Annotated in this window: 17 protein-coding genes; 5 read left to right on the top strand and 12 right to left on the bottom strand. The window is 67.1% G+C overall.

The features are described 5' to 3' along the window. Positions 1–98: 98 nt before the first annotated feature. Positions 99–959, top strand: a complete 861-nt coding sequence (locus tag I2488_RS00180; protein ID WP_246465386.1) for an alpha/beta fold hydrolase — start codon at positions 99–101, stop codon at positions 957–959. A gap of 8 nt (positions 960–967) precedes the next feature. On the opposite strand, the gene I2488_RS00175 is transcribed toward I2488_RS00180, so the two are convergent. From I2488_RS00175 to I2488_RS00160, 4 genes are read right to left on the bottom strand one after another with little or no spacing between them, the layout of a single operon-like run. After that, complete coding sequence (locus tag I2488_RS00175) at positions 968–1,975, bottom strand: DUF1838 family protein (protein ID WP_196273792.1); 1,008 nt, start codon at positions 1,973–1,975, stop codon at positions 968–970. Between the two features lies 1 nt (position 1,976). Then, complete coding sequence (locus I2488_RS00170; protein WP_196273791.1) at positions 1,977–3,161, bottom strand: class I SAM-dependent methyltransferase; 1,185 nt, start codon at positions 3,159–3,161, stop codon at positions 1,977–1,979. A gap of 17 nt (positions 3,162–3,178) precedes the next feature. Continuing rightward, complete coding sequence (locus tag I2488_RS00165; protein ID WP_196273790.1) at positions 3,179–3,535, bottom strand: hypothetical protein; 357 nt, start codon at positions 3,533–3,535, stop codon at positions 3,179–3,181. Next, positions 3,528–4,112, bottom strand: coding sequence for an ureidoglycolate lyase (locus I2488_RS00160; RefSeq protein WP_196273789.1), 585 nt, complete (start codon positions 4,110–4,112; stop codon positions 3,528–3,530). Before I2488_RS00160 ends, I2488_RS00165 begins: the two co-directional genes overlap by 8 nt. A gap of 162 nt (positions 4,113–4,274) precedes the next feature. On the opposite strand from I2488_RS00160, the gene I2488_RS00155 reads away from it, so the two are divergent. Continuing rightward, a complete protein-coding gene (locus tag I2488_RS00155) occupies positions 4,275–5,816 on the top strand; it encodes an FAD-binding oxidoreductase (RefSeq protein WP_246465385.1) in 1,542 nt (513 codons plus the stop codon). Here I2488_RS00155 and I2488_RS00150 read toward each other — a convergent pair. Together I2488_RS00150 and I2488_RS00145 are read right to left on the bottom strand one after the other, a co-directional pair. Then, complete coding sequence (locus I2488_RS00150) at positions 5,805–6,992, bottom strand: MFS transporter (RefSeq protein ID WP_196273787.1); 1,188 nt, start codon at positions 6,990–6,992, stop codon at positions 5,805–5,807. The two genes, I2488_RS00155 and I2488_RS00150, sit on opposite strands and share 12 nt — an antisense overlap. Before the next feature lie 139 nt (positions 6,993–7,131). Beyond that, complete coding sequence (locus I2488_RS00145; RefSeq protein WP_196273786.1) at positions 7,132–8,175, bottom strand: DUF1838 family protein; 1,044 nt, start codon at positions 8,173–8,175, stop codon at positions 7,132–7,134. A gap of 180 nt (positions 8,176–8,355) precedes the next feature. Here I2488_RS00145 and I2488_RS00140 point away from each other — a divergent pair, with 180 nt between their 5' ends. Further along, positions 8,356–9,585, top strand: coding sequence for a class I SAM-dependent methyltransferase (locus tag I2488_RS00140; RefSeq protein WP_196273785.1), 1,230 nt, complete (start codon positions 8,356–8,358; stop codon positions 9,583–9,585). A 14-nt stretch (positions 9,586–9,599) separates the two neighbouring features. Further along, positions 9,600–9,959: a hypothetical protein gene (locus I2488_RS00135; RefSeq protein WP_246465384.1), complete on the top strand. Its 360-nt coding sequence runs from the start codon at positions 9,600–9,602 to the stop codon at positions 9,957–9,959. 169 nt (positions 9,960–10,128) lie between these two features. Here the strand turns inward: I2488_RS00135 and I2488_RS00130 are convergent, their stop codons facing one another. Genes I2488_RS00130 through I2488_RS00105 form a run of 6 tightly spaced genes read right to left on the bottom strand, consistent with a single transcriptional unit; the run spans position 10,129 to position 15,448 of the window. After that, positions 10,129–10,635, bottom strand: coding sequence for a DUF3237 domain-containing protein (locus I2488_RS00130; protein WP_196273783.1), 507 nt, complete (start codon positions 10,633–10,635; stop codon positions 10,129–10,131). A gap of 20 nt (positions 10,636–10,655) precedes the next feature. After that, a complete protein-coding gene (locus I2488_RS00125) occupies positions 10,656–11,555 on the bottom strand; it encodes an alpha/beta hydrolase family protein (protein WP_196273782.1) in 900 nt (299 codons plus the stop codon). Beyond that, a complete protein-coding gene (locus I2488_RS00120; protein WP_196273781.1) occupies positions 11,555–11,929 on the bottom strand; it encodes a c-type cytochrome in 375 nt (124 codons plus the stop codon). Before I2488_RS00120 ends, I2488_RS00125 begins: the two co-directional genes overlap by 1 nt. A gap of 32 nt (positions 11,930–11,961) precedes the next feature. Further along, positions 11,962–12,984 (bottom strand): DUF3089 domain-containing protein, encoded by a 1,023-nt coding sequence (locus I2488_RS00115; protein WP_196273780.1) that lies wholly within the window; start codon positions 12,982–12,984, stop codon positions 11,962–11,964. Between the two features lie 14 nt (positions 12,985–12,998). Further along, entirely contained in the window at positions 12,999–14,504 is a 1,506-nt protein-coding gene (locus I2488_RS00110; protein ID WP_196273779.1) for a flavin monoamine oxidase family protein, read from the bottom strand. Then, on the bottom strand, positions 14,501–15,448 hold the full coding sequence (locus I2488_RS00105; RefSeq protein WP_343070943.1) for an alpha/beta hydrolase: 948 nt from the start codon (positions 15,446–15,448) through the stop codon (positions 14,501–14,503). Before I2488_RS00105 ends, I2488_RS00110 begins: the two co-directional genes overlap by 4 nt. A 198-nt stretch (positions 15,449–15,646) precedes the next feature. Between I2488_RS00105 and I2488_RS00100 the strand changes: the two genes are divergently transcribed. After that, positions 15,647–16,627 carry a quinone oxidoreductase family protein gene (locus tag I2488_RS00100; protein WP_196273777.1) on the top strand — a complete coding sequence of 327 codons (981 nt, stop codon included), beginning with the start codon at positions 15,647–15,649 and terminating at the stop codon, positions 16,625–16,627. Positions 16,628–16,633: the final 6 nt, after the last annotated feature.

Genomic DNA, 16,633 nt, shown 5'->3' with positions numbered 1-16,633 from the left:
AGCGCCTGCTCCTCCCCCTCGCCGCCCTCGCCCTGCTCCCCGGTGCTACCCCTTTGCCCCCGGAGAGTTCGCGAGAGTTGGCCCCGAGTTCGGAAGAGTTGGCCCTGAGTTCCCGCTTTGCCTCGAAGAGTTCGCGCTTCGCGCAAATCGATGGCGAACGGGTGCAATACGTGATCGAGGGCCATGGCCCGGCGATCCTGCTGCTCCACGGCTCCTTCGCCAGCCTGCGCCAGTGGGATCATTGGGCCAAGGAATTGCGCAAGCATTTCAAGGTCGTACGCTATGACCAATCACCCCTCGGCCTGTCCGGCCCGCATCCCGCGGCAGACTATTCGATGGAACACCGCTTCAAGGTCATCGACGCGCTGATGTCCAAGGCGGGCGCAAAACGCTTCGTCATCGTCGGCACGTCGAGCGCGGGCGTCCCCGCCGCCGCCTATGCCGCCGAGCATCCGGAGCGGATAAACGGCATCGTTCTCAACAACATCGCCGTCGGCTCGCTCCAGTTCGACATGGCCGGCCTGCCGCAATCCTTCAGGGACGCGCTTGCCGAAGACGCCAGGCACCCCGGCTGGCATGCGCCCGAATACTGGCGTCAGATCCTGCTCTACAACGTTGAAAACAAAGCGGTTGTCACGCCCGCGCTGGTCGAGGAGTGGACGCTGCTCAACAACCGCATGCTGCGCGATCCGGCCAATGCCGCAGCCGCTGCCAAGTCCACGCCCCTCGCCCGCACGCCGGAAGACCTGAGGAAAATCAACGCGCCGACGCTGCTGCTGTGGTCCGCGCAGGATCACGAGACCCGGCTTGACCGGGAGGGCGCCAAGGCGCTGGACCTCGCCGCCGCCAGGGACAAGGCGCTCGTCGTCATCGAGAATTGCGGCCACATGATGCCGCTCGATTGCCCCGCCAGCGCGCTTGAGAAGGCGATGCCGTTCCTCAAGCGCGTGGCGAAGTAATTGACTGATCAGGGCTTTCTGTAACCCGCCACTTCCGGCGGCACGTCGCGGGCATACTTGCCGAAAGTATCGACCACGCCCGCATCCGGCCCGTCGGTCGGGTCGGTCAGCAGGTCGGGCCGGTCCTTGATCACGCGGTCCAGCACCACGCGCGGGATGTCGTCGTGGGTGCCGGTGATCTTGTAGGAATGCATCCGGCCCATCAGCACGCCATCGACGCCCGATTGCCCCATCTTCATCCACGGCCACCACGGCCCCTGCCGCATGAAGCCGCCGTGATAGCGCGCGGATTCCACCGAGCGGTCATCGATCTCGGCGCGCGGAGTGTACAGAACGAAGTGTTCCGAAGGGTTTACCATGCGGCCCGAGGACGCCTTGGGCCAGCCTTCGGGCGTCACCGGGTTGACGTATTCGTGGGCATAGTCCCACCCCAGCAGGTACTGGTCGCCGATCACCTGCCACGGCAGGCGGAAGGGTTCGGCATCGCTGCCGCCCTTGGCATCGTTGTTCACCGTCCTGCTGCCGTTGACCTCATAGACCTTGCGCGTCAGGCCGAGCGTGCCGCGGAACTTGTCATTGAGGAACGGCCATGTCTCCACCCGTTCGCCCGTCCACGGATTGTCCCACGTATCCAGTATCTTGCCGCTGGCCAGATCGACGAAGTAGCCGCACTCCTTGCCCATCACCTTGACGCTGCCATCGCCCTGGATCGCGTTGCGGATATTGGCGAAGCCGTAGAACCCGAACAGCGGCGTGGCGCGCTTCTTGCCGACCACGGCATATTGCACGCCCTGATAGGCGCTGATCACCGGCTTCGCGCCGATCGTGCCCCACATCTTGGCAAAGCCATAGAGGTTCTCGCGCGGGTCGTTCACGTCGAGCGGGCGGATCGGCCCCTTGCCCGCCGCAGCCAGCGATGGCGTTGCCGCGAGCGCCATGCCCGCACCCACTCCGCCAAGCAGGCCACGGCGCGTCACGGCGCCGGTCCCGAGGCCCGTCATCGTATCGATCAGCACGTCACTTCACCGCCGAGCAGGCGTACCACGAACCCAGCAGCGTCCGCCCGTTCGGATCGCCCTCGGTAAAGAAGTCGGCGCGTTCGGGCTTGAGGAAGAAGGTGCCCCTGCGATAGCCTGCCGCGATCACCTCGCGCGAAAATCCTGCCTTTTCGGCCACTTCCACCCAGTCCGTCCGCGCCAGCGAGGTCATGAACGGTTCGTTGTTGTAGTGGCTTTCGAAATCGCAGCGCATCTGGTCCCACAGCGAAAGGTGCTCATGCCGGGGCGGCACATCGACGTGGCACATCACGCCACCGGGGCGCAGCAGGCGGAAGCATTCCTTCATGATGGCGCGCATCCCCTTGGCCGAGGTTTCGTGCATCAGCGCCGAGGAGGTGACGAGATCGAACGAGCCATCGGCAAAGTCGGTGCTTTCGGCGTTCTGCTGGCTGAAATGCACGGCAACGCCCATCGCCTCGGCACGGGCATGGCCATAGCGCAGCATCGGTGCGCCGACGTCGATGGCGTGGACTTCCGCATCCGGAAAGGCTTGCGCGATGGCCACGGTGGAATGGCCAACCGAGCAGCCGAGATCGAGAATGCGCGCGGGCTTCAGGTCCGGATAGAAATCGTGGACGTGGCTGGCGAGGGTATGCCCGCGCCCGTCGTTCTTCCACCCGCCGTTGAGATTGCGCAGATAGGTCGAGGCGAAGCGGTCATAAAGCGCCCCTGCGCGGAAGTCCTTGTCGGCGGTGTCGACCGTGTAGCTGCCCGGCATGCGGTGATGGTCGATGGCCGAGATATAGCGCGGAATCTCGACATCCGGGTTCAGGTGCAGCGAGCCCTTAGGGCTGGCGACCTGCGCATCCACCTTCGCGGCCAGCTCCTCGAACTGCCGGTCGATCGCGCCGTCCAGCACCTGCCAGATGCGGTCCTGATAGAACAGCGAGAGGGTGAGCCAGAGCTGGTGCAGCGGATGCGCCTCGAGCGCCTGACGCACTTGCGCGCTGGACTTGGGCGCGGTGCCGGTCTTGGCAGTTACTTGCGGCACGATCACTTCATCGAGCAGGCGGCGATCAAGCGGATCGAGATTGCGGTTGGTCCACATCCGCATCGCCAGGAAATGGTCCTCCATCGCCTGTTCATCGTGCGTCGCCTGCGGCATGACCGCGTGGCCGAAGTGCTGGTGGTTCATCTCGGACATCGGGTGCTCCTCGGATTTCAGTCTGCAGCGACGCGGGCGACTTCGCCCTCGTAGGCCTGCTGTTCGGCCAGCGCTTCGGGCAGGAGGCGATCGCGCGCCACGCCCAGCACGCGGTCATAGATCGCCTGCCGGTATGCGCCGCGATGGGCGCGCACATCGGCATCGGGATTGAACGCATCGACGCCTTCCGGCCCGTGCAGCCCCGCCGCCTTGAGCAGGCGTTCGTTGGCATCGAGCCGGTCCTTCAGCACCACCACTTCGCCCAGCAGCGCCAGCACCATCCCGGCCAGCGCATCGGTGGTCTGATCACCGAAGACGACGGGCTGGCTGCCCTTGGGAAAGACCTTGCGATCAAGGTTCGTGCGTTCAACCATCGATTGGCTCCGGAAGCTGGAAACGGAAGACATGGCCGGTGCGGGCGACGATGTCCTTCTTGTCGAGGTCCGGCCCGTGGGCCTCCTCGGTCTGGGCATCCTTGCCTTTCAGATCATAGCCGGTCTGGCTGGAAAGGATCACGACGAGGTCTGTCCCGTCCTCGATCGCGAAGGGAAATTCGTGCCAGGTGCCAAGGTGCATGGCGAAACCGGCGCTGCCGTCGAAGCGGAAGGCGCGCACCTGCGAAAGGTCGGGCAGATCGCCATCCGAAGGCGGGGCCATCACCGCGATGAACGGCTTGCCCGCCAGCGGCAGGAAGGCCTGCGTGTGCTGGAAGTGCCGCTCCATGTAGCGCACTTCGCCGGGGCGTCGCTCCATGTGGGCGACGGTGATCTCCACCGGATGTTCGCAGGTGAAGCGCGCCGGGTAGCTCATCTTCACCGCGCCCTTGTAGAAATCGACCGGGACCGGCACCGCGCCATCGACGCGGCCGATCACCTGCCCGAACGGGGCGAGCGCCTCGGGCGTTGCCTCTTCAATGGCGAGATCGATGATTGTGGGCGCGGTCGTTGCCATGATTCTTCGCTTTGCGGATCAATGGCATGATGCGTCAGACGCGCCGTTCCCCACATCCGCCGCCGCATCTGTCCGCACACCGGATAGACCGCTCCGCCGGTTTCGCAGGCGGTCACCGCGTGGCATGAGAGCGGCGATGAATCCGACGTGGGGCCAATGGCGATGACCGATCTTCTCGACTCTCTGAGGCAGGCGCTGGGCGCCGATGCGGTGGAGACGGGCGCCGACCGGCTGCGCTATTTCGCCAATGACGTCTATCGCACGGGCGGGTTGCCACTGGCGGCAGTGCGCCCCGCCACGGTCGAGGCGCTGCAAGATGCGGTGCGGCTGTGCGCGACGGCGGGCGTGGCGATGGTGCCGCGCGGCGGCGGCGCCTCCTATACCGATGGCTATATCCGGCCCGAAGGCGGCCACGTGCTGATCGATGCCGGGGCGCTGGACGAGATTGCCATCGACGAGGCCAATGCCGTCGTCACTGTCGGCGCGGGCGTGACTTGGGCGAATCTCAAGGCCGCGCTTGAGGCCAAGGGCCTGCGCACGCCGTTCTGGGGGCCGTTCTCCGGCCTTGCCGCCACGGTCGGCGGATCGATGAGCCAGAACACGCTGAGCCACGGCAGCACCGCACACGGCATTTCCGCGCAATCGGTGATCGGCTTCGATGTCGTGCTGGCCAGTGGCGATCTGCTCACGACCAATGCCTGCGATGCGATGCGCTGGTACGGGCCGGACCTCACCGGCCTGTTCACCGGCGATTGCGGCGCGTTCGGGATCAAGGCGCGCATCCGGATGCCGCTGCTGCCGATCCTGCAAGACGCCGAGGCGGTGTCCTTCGCGTTCGACAGCTTTGCCGATTACCACGCGGGCGTGCGAACGGCACAGATCGCCAGGCTGGACGACAGCCACTTCGGCCTCGACCTCGCCCTGTCGCAAGGCCAGATCGCGCGGCAGGAAGGCGTCGGCGCAAGGCTGAAGATCGCGCTGCAGGTGATGCAGAAGGCGCCCAGCAAGCTCAAGGGCCTCGCGTCCCTCGTGAAGATGGCGATCGCCGGCGAGAACCCGATGCGCGCCGGACAATACATGTGCCACTTCATCGTCGAAGGCTTCGATGCCGAAGACGCCGCGCACAAGGCGAAGCAGCTGCGCCGCCTCGTCAGCCAGCACGGGCGCGAGATTGCCAATACGGTGCCGACCTTCGTGCGCTCGGTCCCGTTCGCGCCGCTGTTCAACATCCTCGGCCCCGGTGGCGAACGCTGGGTGCCGATCCACGGCGTGCTGGCGCATGACAAGGCGGTTGCGTTCAACGATGCGTTCCATGCGCTGCTGGCATCGCGCAAGGCCGACATGGAGCGGCTGGGCGTGTGGACCGGCACGATGTTCTCGCCGGTTGGCCCTTCAGGCTTTCTCTATGAAATCGCACTCTATTGGCCCGATGCGCGGACGGAGTATCACCTGACCACGCTGGACGCGGACTACATCAAGGGCCTCAAGGACTTTCCCGCCGACGCGGAAGCCAGGGCCTGTGCCGACGAGGTCAAGGAAGCCATCGTCGCGCTGTTCCAGCAGTTCGGCGCAGGGCACTTCCAGATCGGGCGGGCCTACCCTTATCAGACGCGGCTGTCCGAGCGAGCGAAGGGGTTGCTTGGCGCGGTGAAGCGGGAGCTTGATCCGCAAGGGTTGATGAATCCGGGGGCGCTAGGCCTCTGAGCGATAGCGTCCGAGCGTGGCGATAAGGGCCACGACCACAGCGAGCACGGCTGCCGATCCGAGCAGCGCGGTGTTGTATCCACCCAGCGCGTCATAAGCCTTGCCGAACAGCAGCGGCCCCAGCCCTGCGCCAAGGCAGAACACGCCGAGCACGCCGCCATAAGTCGCGCCATAGTTGGCGAGCGCGGCGTAGCGACCGGTGAAGTAGGCGAGCATGTCGACCTCGGCCCCGGCGGCAAGGCCAAGCATCAGCGCGGCGAGGACCACCGGCCCGCCGTTCCACAGCAGCAGCGCGGCGGCGACTGGCGAGAGCAGGAACAGCGCGGCGACATAGGGCGCGTGGAAGCGGTCGAACAGATAGCCGACGACCAGCCGCGCCACCAGCACGGCCACGCCCACGCCCGCCGCCACTTGCGCTGCATCGGCTGCCGTCATGCCGCGATCGACCAGCATCGGCACGAGATGCACGATCAGCCCGGCCACGATCAGCCCGAGCAGGAAGGCGATCAGGAGGAGCATGAGCGTCTGGCGATTGGCCTCGAAGCGGCCCCTGGCGCGGGTCCCGGACGCGGGCCGGTCTGCCGTGCCGACGAGCAGACTTGCGGGCAGGCCGACCAGCAGCGTTGCGCTTGCCATGACCAGAACCGCCGTGCGCCAGCCGCTTGCCACGAAGACCGGGCCGAGCAGCGCCGGAGCGAGCATCGCCGCGGTGCCGGTGCCCATCAGCATCAGCCCGAGCGCCAATCCGCGCGCGGCATCGAAGCGCAGCGAGACGATCCGCGCCCAGATCGCCGGTGTCGTCCCCGCGCCTGCCAGCGAGACCAGCAGCCACAGCGCGTCCCACGCCGCCACGGAATTGCCGGTGCGCGCCAGCATGAGCAGCGCCAGCGGCGTGGCGATGAAGCTTGCCACCGCAATCGGCCTCGCGCCCCAGCGGTCGGCCAGCCAGCCGACCAGCGGTGCCGAGAGGAAGATGCCGAACTGCTGGAACGTCGCCGCGCCAGAGACAGCCGCGCGGCTCCAGCCGAATTCGGCCTGCAGCGGCTTTACGAACAGGCCAAGCGAGTAGAACCCGATGCCCATCGTGCCAACGCCGATGGCAAGGGCTGCGGCAAGGACCAGCGGCCATCCGCTTGCCAGTTCGCGGCGGGCTTCGGGGGTGAGGGTCAGGGCCATTGGGTGCTCAGGTTCAGGGCATTGCGCCTGTGCCCACCCCTAACCCCTCCCGCCTGCGGGAGGGGGACGTGATCTGCCTTCTTCTCCCCTCCCGCAGGCGGGAGGGGTTGGGGGTGGGCACTGGCACAACCCTTCAAGCTCACTCCGGCTTCTTCACCGGAAATGGCGCGGCAGGCGCCGGCGGCTTGGGCGGGGACCAGCCGGCAGGCACCGGCGCCGGCTTCTGTTCGCGGGCGTAGTTTTCAAGGCTCGACAGCGAGGGGCCATAGTCCTCGGTCGGCGAATGCAGCCACTTCTCGTCCATCGCGCGGGCGGCGGCGACGAGATCGGCGGGCAGGCCCTTGATGCCATCGGGGATGGTCTGGAAATGGGTGAAGTAGCTGACGTGGCCCTCGGCCTGGCCCATCAGCATCCACGGCAGCCACGGCGTGATGCGGCTCCACGCGCCGATGTGCGGGATGTGGGTGAGGTAGGGATTCTCGACGTCTTCCTTCTTCACCACATAGATGAAGTGTTCGGACACGCGGTTCATCGCGCCGGAGCTTTCGCGCACCCACTTGTCCGGCTGCAGCGCGTTGGGATACTGCATGTCGATCCCTGTGTGCAGCAGCATCGTGCCGTTGGGGCCGAATTCCCAGTCCTGCAGGAACGGCACCTTCTTCGGCTCGCTCTTCTGCAAGCCGCCATAGGAGGGCGCTTCGGGCTGGAATTCGCTGATCGTGAAGTTGAACGGATCGTTGGCGATCGGCACCACCTTCACCCGCTCACCGGTATAGGGATTGTCCCATTCCTTCATGATCTCGCCGGTCTCGAGATTGCGGTAGAACACGATCTCGCGCAGCATGCGGCGGAACGAGCCGTCCTCGAGCCGCTTGGTCCGCACGAAGCTGAAGCCTTCGACGCCGAACAGCGGGCGCACCTTCTCGTTCGGGCGCACGCCATAGGCCTTGCCCTTGATCCAGCCGCACTTTTCCTTGGTGGGATCGATATCGGCATCGATGCGCGCATAAGTGTCGCGCGTCCACTTCGGGTCCTTGAAGTCGATCTTGGTGATGAAATCGACCTTTGGCTTGCCCTTCGCCTTCTTCGCCGCCGCGCTGGCGGTAGCTGGCAGGGCCACCATGCCGGCCATCAGCGCGGCAAAGCCCATGCTTTCGCGGCGGGAAAAATTCTGGTCGTCCATCGCTGCCCATTCCTTGGAGTTGGGGGAATCTGTAGGATCAAAAATGCCCTGAATCAAAACCCCTGCACGGGGCGCCCCCATGCTATCCGCCACGCGGACAGCACTTCGGGGCAGGCCTTGCCGGATGGGGGGCCAAGGCACCATGCAGGGATACGCGCAAGTGCGAAGCGGAGTCGCTAGATGCTCAATACGTTCCAGCAGGCCGATCATCCCGCCCTGCCCAAGGCCACTGCCGACGAAGCCGCCCGTCAGGAGTTCACCAAGAGCTTCAAGGGCTTCATCCAGTCCACCCTGCTCCCCGGCCTGACGCCGATCTACCAGACCCGCGTGGCGCGCAAGTTCGAGAAGGAACATGGCCGCCCGCCGCAGGACCGGCGCGACATCCGCAACGGCATGGTCGGCGACATCTACTTCCAGCACTACGCCGCCGCCAACCGCATCGCGCAGGAACTGCTGTGGGAATCGGTCAACGGCTCTGTCGATCGCCAGCTGCCCGAACTGATCGCGCAGGCCAAGGCGCTCTCGGCCTCGACCAAGGCGCAGCTGGTCATCCCCGAAGGCTTCCAGCCGCCGCGCTATGTCACCGCGCTCGATATTCACTGCATGCCCGGCGGCTATTGCAGCGAGGTCTGCGAGGACGACATCTCGGTCGGCGCGCTCTACGATCGCGGCGTCTATCTCTATTCGATGGGCTATACCGGCCCCAACAACGACGACATGGGCCGCTCGGTGGTGAACTACATCAAGCGCCACATGCCCGATTTCCAGCCCCGCCGCATTCTCGACATGGGCTGCACCGTCGGCCATTCGACCCTGCCCTACAAGGAACTGTTCCCCGAAGCAGAGGTGTGGGGCATCGATGTCGGCGGGCCGTGCATCCGTTATGCCCATGCCCGCGCCGCCGGTTTCGGGCTCGAGGTCAACTACGCACAGATGAGCGCCGAGGAGACCTCCTTCCCCGATGGCCATTTCGACCTCGTCGTCAGCCACATCCTGCTGCACGAAACGAGTGGCAAGGCCATGCCGAAGATATTCGCCGAGGCGCACCGCGTGCTCGCGCCGGGCGGGTTGATGATCCACGCTGACCTGCCGCCGTTCGACCTGATGGACCCGTTCACCCAGTTCATCCTCGACAACGAGACCTGGTACAACAACGAGCCGTTCTGGGGCGCGATGCGCGACATGGACCAGATCGCGCTGGCCGAGAAGGCCGGCTTCGACCGTGCCGACGTGCGCTTCGATACCGCGCCGATGGCGGTGATGGAATTCGCCGCCGCCGCCGAAGGCTACAGCCAGGAAGCGAGCGAGGCCGTGGCCGAGCGTGAATTCACCGCAGGCGAATTCGCGCCGGGCGGCGGCTGGGAAGTGCTGATCGCGCGCAAGCCCCTCGCCCGGAAGATCGCGGCATGACCGGAGCCGAAGCAATGACCGAAGAACGCCCCCACGTCATCCGCCACGCCCGCGGCAAGCGCCCGGAGTTCTACGAAACGCCCGGCCTCGATCATGTCATGTCGATGGTCATGGTGCTGGCCAACGAGGTCTCGGTCCTGCGTGACCGGCTCGACAGCGCAGAGCGCGTGGCCAAGGCGTCGGGCATCGATCTTGCCGGCGGCATCGAGACGCTCGAACTCGATCAGGCCGCACTGGAGGAACGCGAGGAACGCCGCCAGGACTTCCTGCGCCGCCTGTTCTACCTCCAGCTGAAAGACGCCGACGAAGCCGCGCAGGCCCAGACGGCGGAAGGCTTCAACGCGACGATTGCGGAGATTGCCCTGCAGGATTGAGGGGGGGGCTTGAGTGGGCCACTGCTCAACCACTTTAACGCACCGTCACCCCGGGCTTGACCCGGGGTCCCGCTACCTACCCAAGCGCCACGCCAGACCAGACAAGCGGGACCCCGGGTCAAGCCCGGGGTGACGTGGATTTTTCGAGCTGCCCAGGCGCAAGCCCCCCTCACTTCACCCGGTAGAACCTGATCCGCACCGACTGGACCTTCTCGTCGCCGGGCACCAGCGAGCCGATGAAGGTCTGGCGGTTCATCCAGTCGTACTTGCCGTTCGGCGCTTCGAACACCGCGTGGGTGCGGACCGGGCCGGGCTTGCCGTCAGGCGTGCGGCAGGCAACCGCCGTGTTGACGACGTTGATCGTCACGCCATCATCGGTCTTGATGAAGTAGTCGGCCTTCAGGTCAAGGCAGCCATCGGCGCGCAGAAGTTGCCAGTCCCATCCGCCGGGCAACACCGTGCCGCTGATCTCCGGCCCCTTGAACGTACCCCCGGCAATCGGCGCGATGCTCCGCCCGCCATAAGGGGTCGTGCCGACGGCCACGCCAGCCGAAAGGGCGACCTCTTCCTCGAACACGAATTCCAGCGTGGGGTCCGGCGGAACGGGCCTGTCCGCCGCGATGGCTGACGCGCTGGTGGTCAGGGCCAGAACGGCCCCGGCAATGGCAGACTTCATGCTCTCTCCCGCCGATGGTACTACTTGTGCAGAAGCATCACCGGCAGGCGATCTGTCAACATCGCATCGAGCCGCTTCGCCGCCGCCCTGTCCCCCCGCCCATGGGCGTCGACGAACAGTGCCGAGACCCGCGCAGCGTCGGCCAGCCGGTCAAGCTGCTTCGGCCCCGGCAGGTCATAGCGGCAGATCGCGCCGCCGAAGTAGTGGTCCACGCCTTCGAGCACGAGGCCATAGCGGTTTCCGCCCGCCGCCGCCGCGTCATAGGGCACGAGATGGCCGCGCCAGCCTTCCCCGTCGGTGGAGGTGATGCCCGGCACGATGTCCTTTGTCCCGGTCTGCACCAGCGCGGGCACGGCGAGCTTGCCATAGCCTTCCGCCGTGCACAGCACCGGGATCGGCGCGGGCGGGCTGAACGCCACCACGGCGCGGGCATTGGGATCGGAAAGCGGCCCGCTCCAGCCCTCGGGCGGGACTGCCGCTGCGCCGCCCATGGTCAGCGCGACAAGGCCGCCATAGGAATGCCCACCTGCGATCCATGGCCGCTTGCCGACATGCGCGGACAGCACGCGCATGTCCTCGAGCCGTGCCTTCCAGCTGGCGAGGCCGGGGAAGTCCTTGGTCCGGGGATGCTCGATGGAATCGACGTGGAGCGGCGCGAGGATGTGGAAGCCCGCCGCCAGCCACGGAGCGAACAGCGCCTCGTAGAAGCGCGGCGAGGAGCCCGCGCCGTGGCTGAACAGGACCAGCGCCTTCGCTTTTCCGCGCGGCTTCCACTCGCTCACCCTGACCTCGCGACCACCGGGGCCGGTCAGCGTGAACTGGCGTTCTGCCACGGGCTTTGCCGCCATCGCGCCCAGCCGGGCCGAGGCGACGAGCGCCCCTGCCCCGACCAGCAACCCGCGCCGATCCATCCGGACCATCAGGGCACCGGCTTCTTGAGATAGGCGATGATCGAGGCGCGCTCGGTGGCATTGGGCACGCCGCCAAAGGCCATTGATGTGCCGGGGACCACTGCCGAAGGGCGCGTCAGCCACTTGTCGAGCGTCGCGGCATCCCAGGTGATGCTTGCCCCCTTGGCCTTCATCGCCGCCGAATAGCGGAAGCCCGGTGCCGTGCCCGCCTTGCGGCCGACCACGCCGAACAGGTTCGGGCCGATCTTGTTCGGCGCGCCCTTGGCGATCGAATGGCAGGCGGCGCACTTGAGGAACGCGCGCTTGCCCGCAGCGGCGTCCTGCGCCTGTGCGGGGGTGGCGGCGATGGCCAGAGCGGCGAGGGGGGCAAGGATCTTGATCATTGTAGTCTTTTCCATCGGTAAGCGGCGCCAGATCACCGTGATCCATGCGCCTTGAGCCAAGCCTTGGCGCGTAGCGCGGCGTTGGCGGAAATGTCGGCCCAGAACAGGCCGACGTCGTGATAATGCATCGAACCTCCCGGCAGCGGCTTCAGGCCGAGCGACGGCGCGGGCCACACGGTCAGCAGCCCGTCGCGGCACTCGGCAGCGACCGCGCCTGCCTTGAGCGGCCCCATCGCCCCGAAGCCCGGATCGCCCGCAACCGCGCCCTTGGCCTCTGCCGAAACCGACAGCGGGCGGCGCGCGTCGAACGTCACCGGGTTGACGCAGAGCGGCTTGCCCCCGTCCTTGCCCGCGTTCTGCGCGGCAAAGGCACCGGCATAGGCCTTGAGCGTCGCGCTCGTATCGCTGCCCGCCAGCACCGAGTTCCACTGCACGAAGCACCCGGTCTGCGCAGGCGAACTGCAGAACGGAATCCCGGCAAGGCGGGGGGCCAGATCACCCTCCATCAGGTTGATGCCGATGACATAGGCGGCGACCAGCCGGTCCTGCAGCTTCGTGCCCTTGATCCGCTTTTCCAGCAGCGACACGGTATGCGCGCCGCCCTGGCTGTGCCCGGCGATGATGAACGGGTGGCCCTTGTTCTCGTGGGCGAGATACCAGTCGAACGCGCGCTCGACGTCCGAATAGGCGAGCGCAAAGGCCTTTTCGCGATTGGCGGGGTCCATCAGCGCCTTGCTCGTCGCCGCGCGATAACGTGGCGCGAACACGCGGCAGCAGGCGGCAAAGGCGCTGCCCTGCCGCTGCACCGCGCTTTCCTCGGTCCACTTGAGCACGGCGGGATCGAGCGGATCGTGGTTGAAGTCGGTCGGCGAACGCGTCGTCGTCGGATGTATCCAGAACACGTCGACGCCGCGCAGTGCCTTGGTGGCACCCACGCCCTGCGGCAGGCTGTCGACCGTGCTCCAGTACTGCGGCTGCGCGTAGTCCGGCGCAGGCACATCGGCCATCGCCGGAGCGGCAAACCATGCCGCCAAGACCGCAAGCATCCAACGCATTGTCATGGCCCCTCTCACGCCGTCCGCTCGAGCACTTCGATAGCCGCACGCTCCCCGCTTTCCATCGCCGATTCCATGCCGAAGTCGGTGCGGCGGGTGTGCTCGCCGGCAAAGTGCATGACTTGCCACGGCTTGACCATATCGCGCGCGAAGGCGTTGACCTGCCCCGGTGCCAAGCTGAAGCCGCAACCGCGCTGCAGCGGATCGCGCAGCCAGTCCTTCCATGTCGCCACGCGGATCGCGCCCTTTGACGCCGGCCGCAGCCGCGCCAGTTCGGCGATCAGCATCGCCTCGGCCTCACCCCGGTCCAGCGCGGAAACCGCCTGCGCGGTGCGCCCGACGAGCACGAACATGCCGCGATGCGCGCCTTCGCCGGTGTGGTTGTCGATCGCCCAGAACATGCCCATCGGCCCGTCGCTGGAGATCGAGGGCGGCAATCCGTCCTCCTTCCAGAACGGCCGCTCCACCGTGACATAGAGCCGCGCGGTGTTGGCATAGGGCATGGTGGTGATCGCCTGCCGCGCAATCGGGTTGGCACTGCCGGTGATCTCCACCTCGCGCAGCATCGAGAACGGCAGCGTGCAGATCAGGAAGCGGCCCGAATAGGTGCTGCCATCGCTGCAGGTGACCGTGCCGCCGGTATCGGACAGCGCAATGCTCTGTGCGCGCTTGCCCAGCCGCACCCGGTCGCCCAGCTTCGCCGCCATCGCCAGCGGCAGCGCGCTGCACCCGCCGACGATGTTGCTGATCGCGGCAAGCCCGCCCACTTCGCGGTGATCGTTGGCCTCGCCGAAGGGATGCTCGCGCTTCGGGCCAGATTCTGCCGCAGCAGGCGCCGCAGCCTCGCCGATGCGGCGTTCGATCCTGCTGCGCACCTCTTCCTGCCACATGCGCAGGACCGAGGTTTCATCGATGCCGATGCCCGGCGCGGAATAGGCCGCCAGCTCGATCGCCTGCGCGCTGTGGCCCTTGCGCACAAGCAGTTCGCGCAAGGAAATGTCGTATTCGGCAAAGCGCGGGTCGAGCCAGTCGTCCAGCGCCTCGAGCGGGTTGTACTTCGAGGCCAGCGCCTGCCCGATCAGGTTGGGCGGAATCTTGCGCTCGTCGCCCTCGCACAGGTTGAGCGGATTGGTGGCCCAGGTCTTGCCGTCGATCCACTGGCCGGCAAAGTGCGAGCCGAACGCCAGCAGGTCGCGGTCCTCGCTGACCAGCTTCAGGCCGTGGCGCTGGCAGGCATCGATCACCCGGGCATAGCCGCGCCCGATCTGGCTGGCGCCGACATCGATCGGGCCATCGGCGGTCTGCACCGTCTGCACGCGCCCGCCGACGCGGGTGTTGGCATCGATCACCAGCACCTTGAGGCCCTGCTCGGTCAGGATCTCGGCAGAGCGCAGGCCGGAAAGCCCCGCACCGATGATCACCACGTCGGCCTTCTCGGCGGCAAAGGCCATGCGCGGCAGGCCCAGCGCGGCCCCGGCGGCAAGCCCGGTGCCGACGAACTGGCGGCGATTCAATGTCATTTGCGCGTTACCTCCGCTTCGATCCACCAGCCGAACTCATCGATCCAGTGGTCCGCCGTCGTCCCCCGCGTCGCCATGCCGAAGCCGTGGCTGCCGCGTTCATAAAGGTGGACTTCGGGCCGGTAGCCTGCGGCAAACAACTGGTCATAGTACGCACGGAAGCCCTGCCCCACGGCCATATCGTCCTGCGCCATGGCCAGGAACATCGGCGGCAACCGGCCCGGCGCAGGCGTCGGCTTGGGGCGCAGCCACGGCTCCTTGGGCGTGCCTTCCGGCCAGGGCAGGTTGGCAGGCGGCATCGGCGGATTGGGGTCACCGAACGGGAAGCCATAGATCAGCCCGGCAAAGTCGGGCCGCTCCGCCAGATTGGCGGCATACATCGTCATCCCCGCGACGTGCCCGCCTGCGGAAAAGCCCATGATGCCGACGCGATGCGGATCGATCTTCCATTTGGCGGCATTGGCGCGGACGATCCGCAGCGCCTGCAACCCGTCCTCGACGCCGGGAATCCCGCCGACGCCGGGGGCGATGGTCTCCAGCACGCGCTTGCGCATCGCCTCGTTGCTCTCGCCGGGAGGCGACTGGATCAGGCGGTACTTCAGCACGAAGGCGGCAATGCCCCGCGCCGCCAGCCAGCGCGCCACGCGCGTGCCTTCGTGGTGGATGCCGAGCAGGCGAAAGCCGCCACCCGGCGCAATCACCACCGCCGTGCCATTGGCCTTGGCCGGTTCGGGCAGGAAGGGCTGCAGCGTCGGCACGGTGACATTCCACACCTGCTCGCCATTCTCGCGCAGTTCCTCGCGCACCGGGGCCTTGGCAGTGCCGGGCCAGTCCTTGATCACCGGCACGCCTTCCGGCCAGATCGGCATCGGCGCCAGTTCGCCCTCGTCAGCAAAGGCGGGCAGCGAGAACATCAGCGCCAGCGCCGCGAGCAGGGTTCGCACCATCAAGGGAATCTCCGCAAGGTCCGGTAAAGGCCGGAGATTGCCGCCGCACGCTGAGGTCGGGCGCTACAGCGTCGGCTCTATCCGCCCTGCGGTCAGCCTGCCCTGTGAGGCAGGTGGACTGGCCCCCTCACCATTTGCGACCGGACCGTCGCGGGGCTAGACCAGCGCCCGATACCGCGATCGCAGGAGTCCCCGATGCAAGCCAGAGCCGTCCGCCTCACCGCCACCGGGGGACCCGAAGCGATCACCTGGGCCGACGTCGACCTGCCCGCACCCGGCCCCGACGAAGTGCTGGTCAGGCATACCGCCGTCGGCCTCAACATGATCGACACCTACCACCGCAGCGGGCTCTATCCGATCGCGCTGCCCAGCGGCCTTGGCGTCGAAGCGGCGGGCCGCGTCGTGGCCGTGGGCGAAGGCGTGACCGCGCTCAACGCGGGGGACCGCGTGGCCAGCTGCGGACCGGAACTGGGCGCCTATGCCACCGCGCGGATCTATCCGCAGAGCGCGCTGTTCAAGCTGCCCGATGCGATCAGCGACGAGATCGCCGCCGCCGCGATCCTCAAGGGCTTCACCGTCGAATTCCTCGTCGAACGCTGCGCGCAGGTCCAGGCGGGCTGGCCGGTGCTGGTCCATGCCGCGGCGGGCGGGGTCGGGCTGATGCTGGTGCAGTGGCTCAAGCACATCGGTGCCACGGTGATCGGCACCGTCTCGACGTCCGAAAAGGCCGAGGCCGCGCGCGCCGCCGGGGCCGACCACGTGATCGACTATTCCTCGCCCGAGGCCGTCGCCCCCCGCGTGCGCGAACTGACCGGCGGCGCAGGCGTGCGCGTCGCGTTCGATGGCGTGGGCAAGGATACGTGGGAAGCGAGCCTCGATGCCACCGCCCGGCGCGGGCTGGTGGTCAGCTACGGCAATGCCTCAGGCCCGGTCAGCGGCGTGGCGCTCGGCACCCTGTCGCAGAAGGGCTCGCTCTTCGTCACCCGGCCGACGCTGTACCACTACTACGCCGACCCGGCCGAACGCGCCGCCGGATCGGCGCGGGTGTGGGACATGATCGCCAGCGGCGCGGTCGGCGTCACCATCGGCCAGACATACCCGCTTTCCGAAGTCGCGCAGGCGCACCGCGATCTGGAGGCCCGGAAGACCACCGGATCGACAGTGCTGCTGCCTTAGCCGTCG

It is taken from the genome of Novosphingobium jiangmenense, from assembly GCF_015694345.1.
GTDB classification, from domain to species: domain Bacteria; phylum Pseudomonadota; class Alphaproteobacteria; order Sphingomonadales; family Sphingomonadaceae; genus Novosphingobium; species Novosphingobium jiangmenense.
The sequence above is the reverse complement of the archived record's forward strand: the minus strand, read 5'-3'. Positions and strand labels throughout refer to the sequence as shown.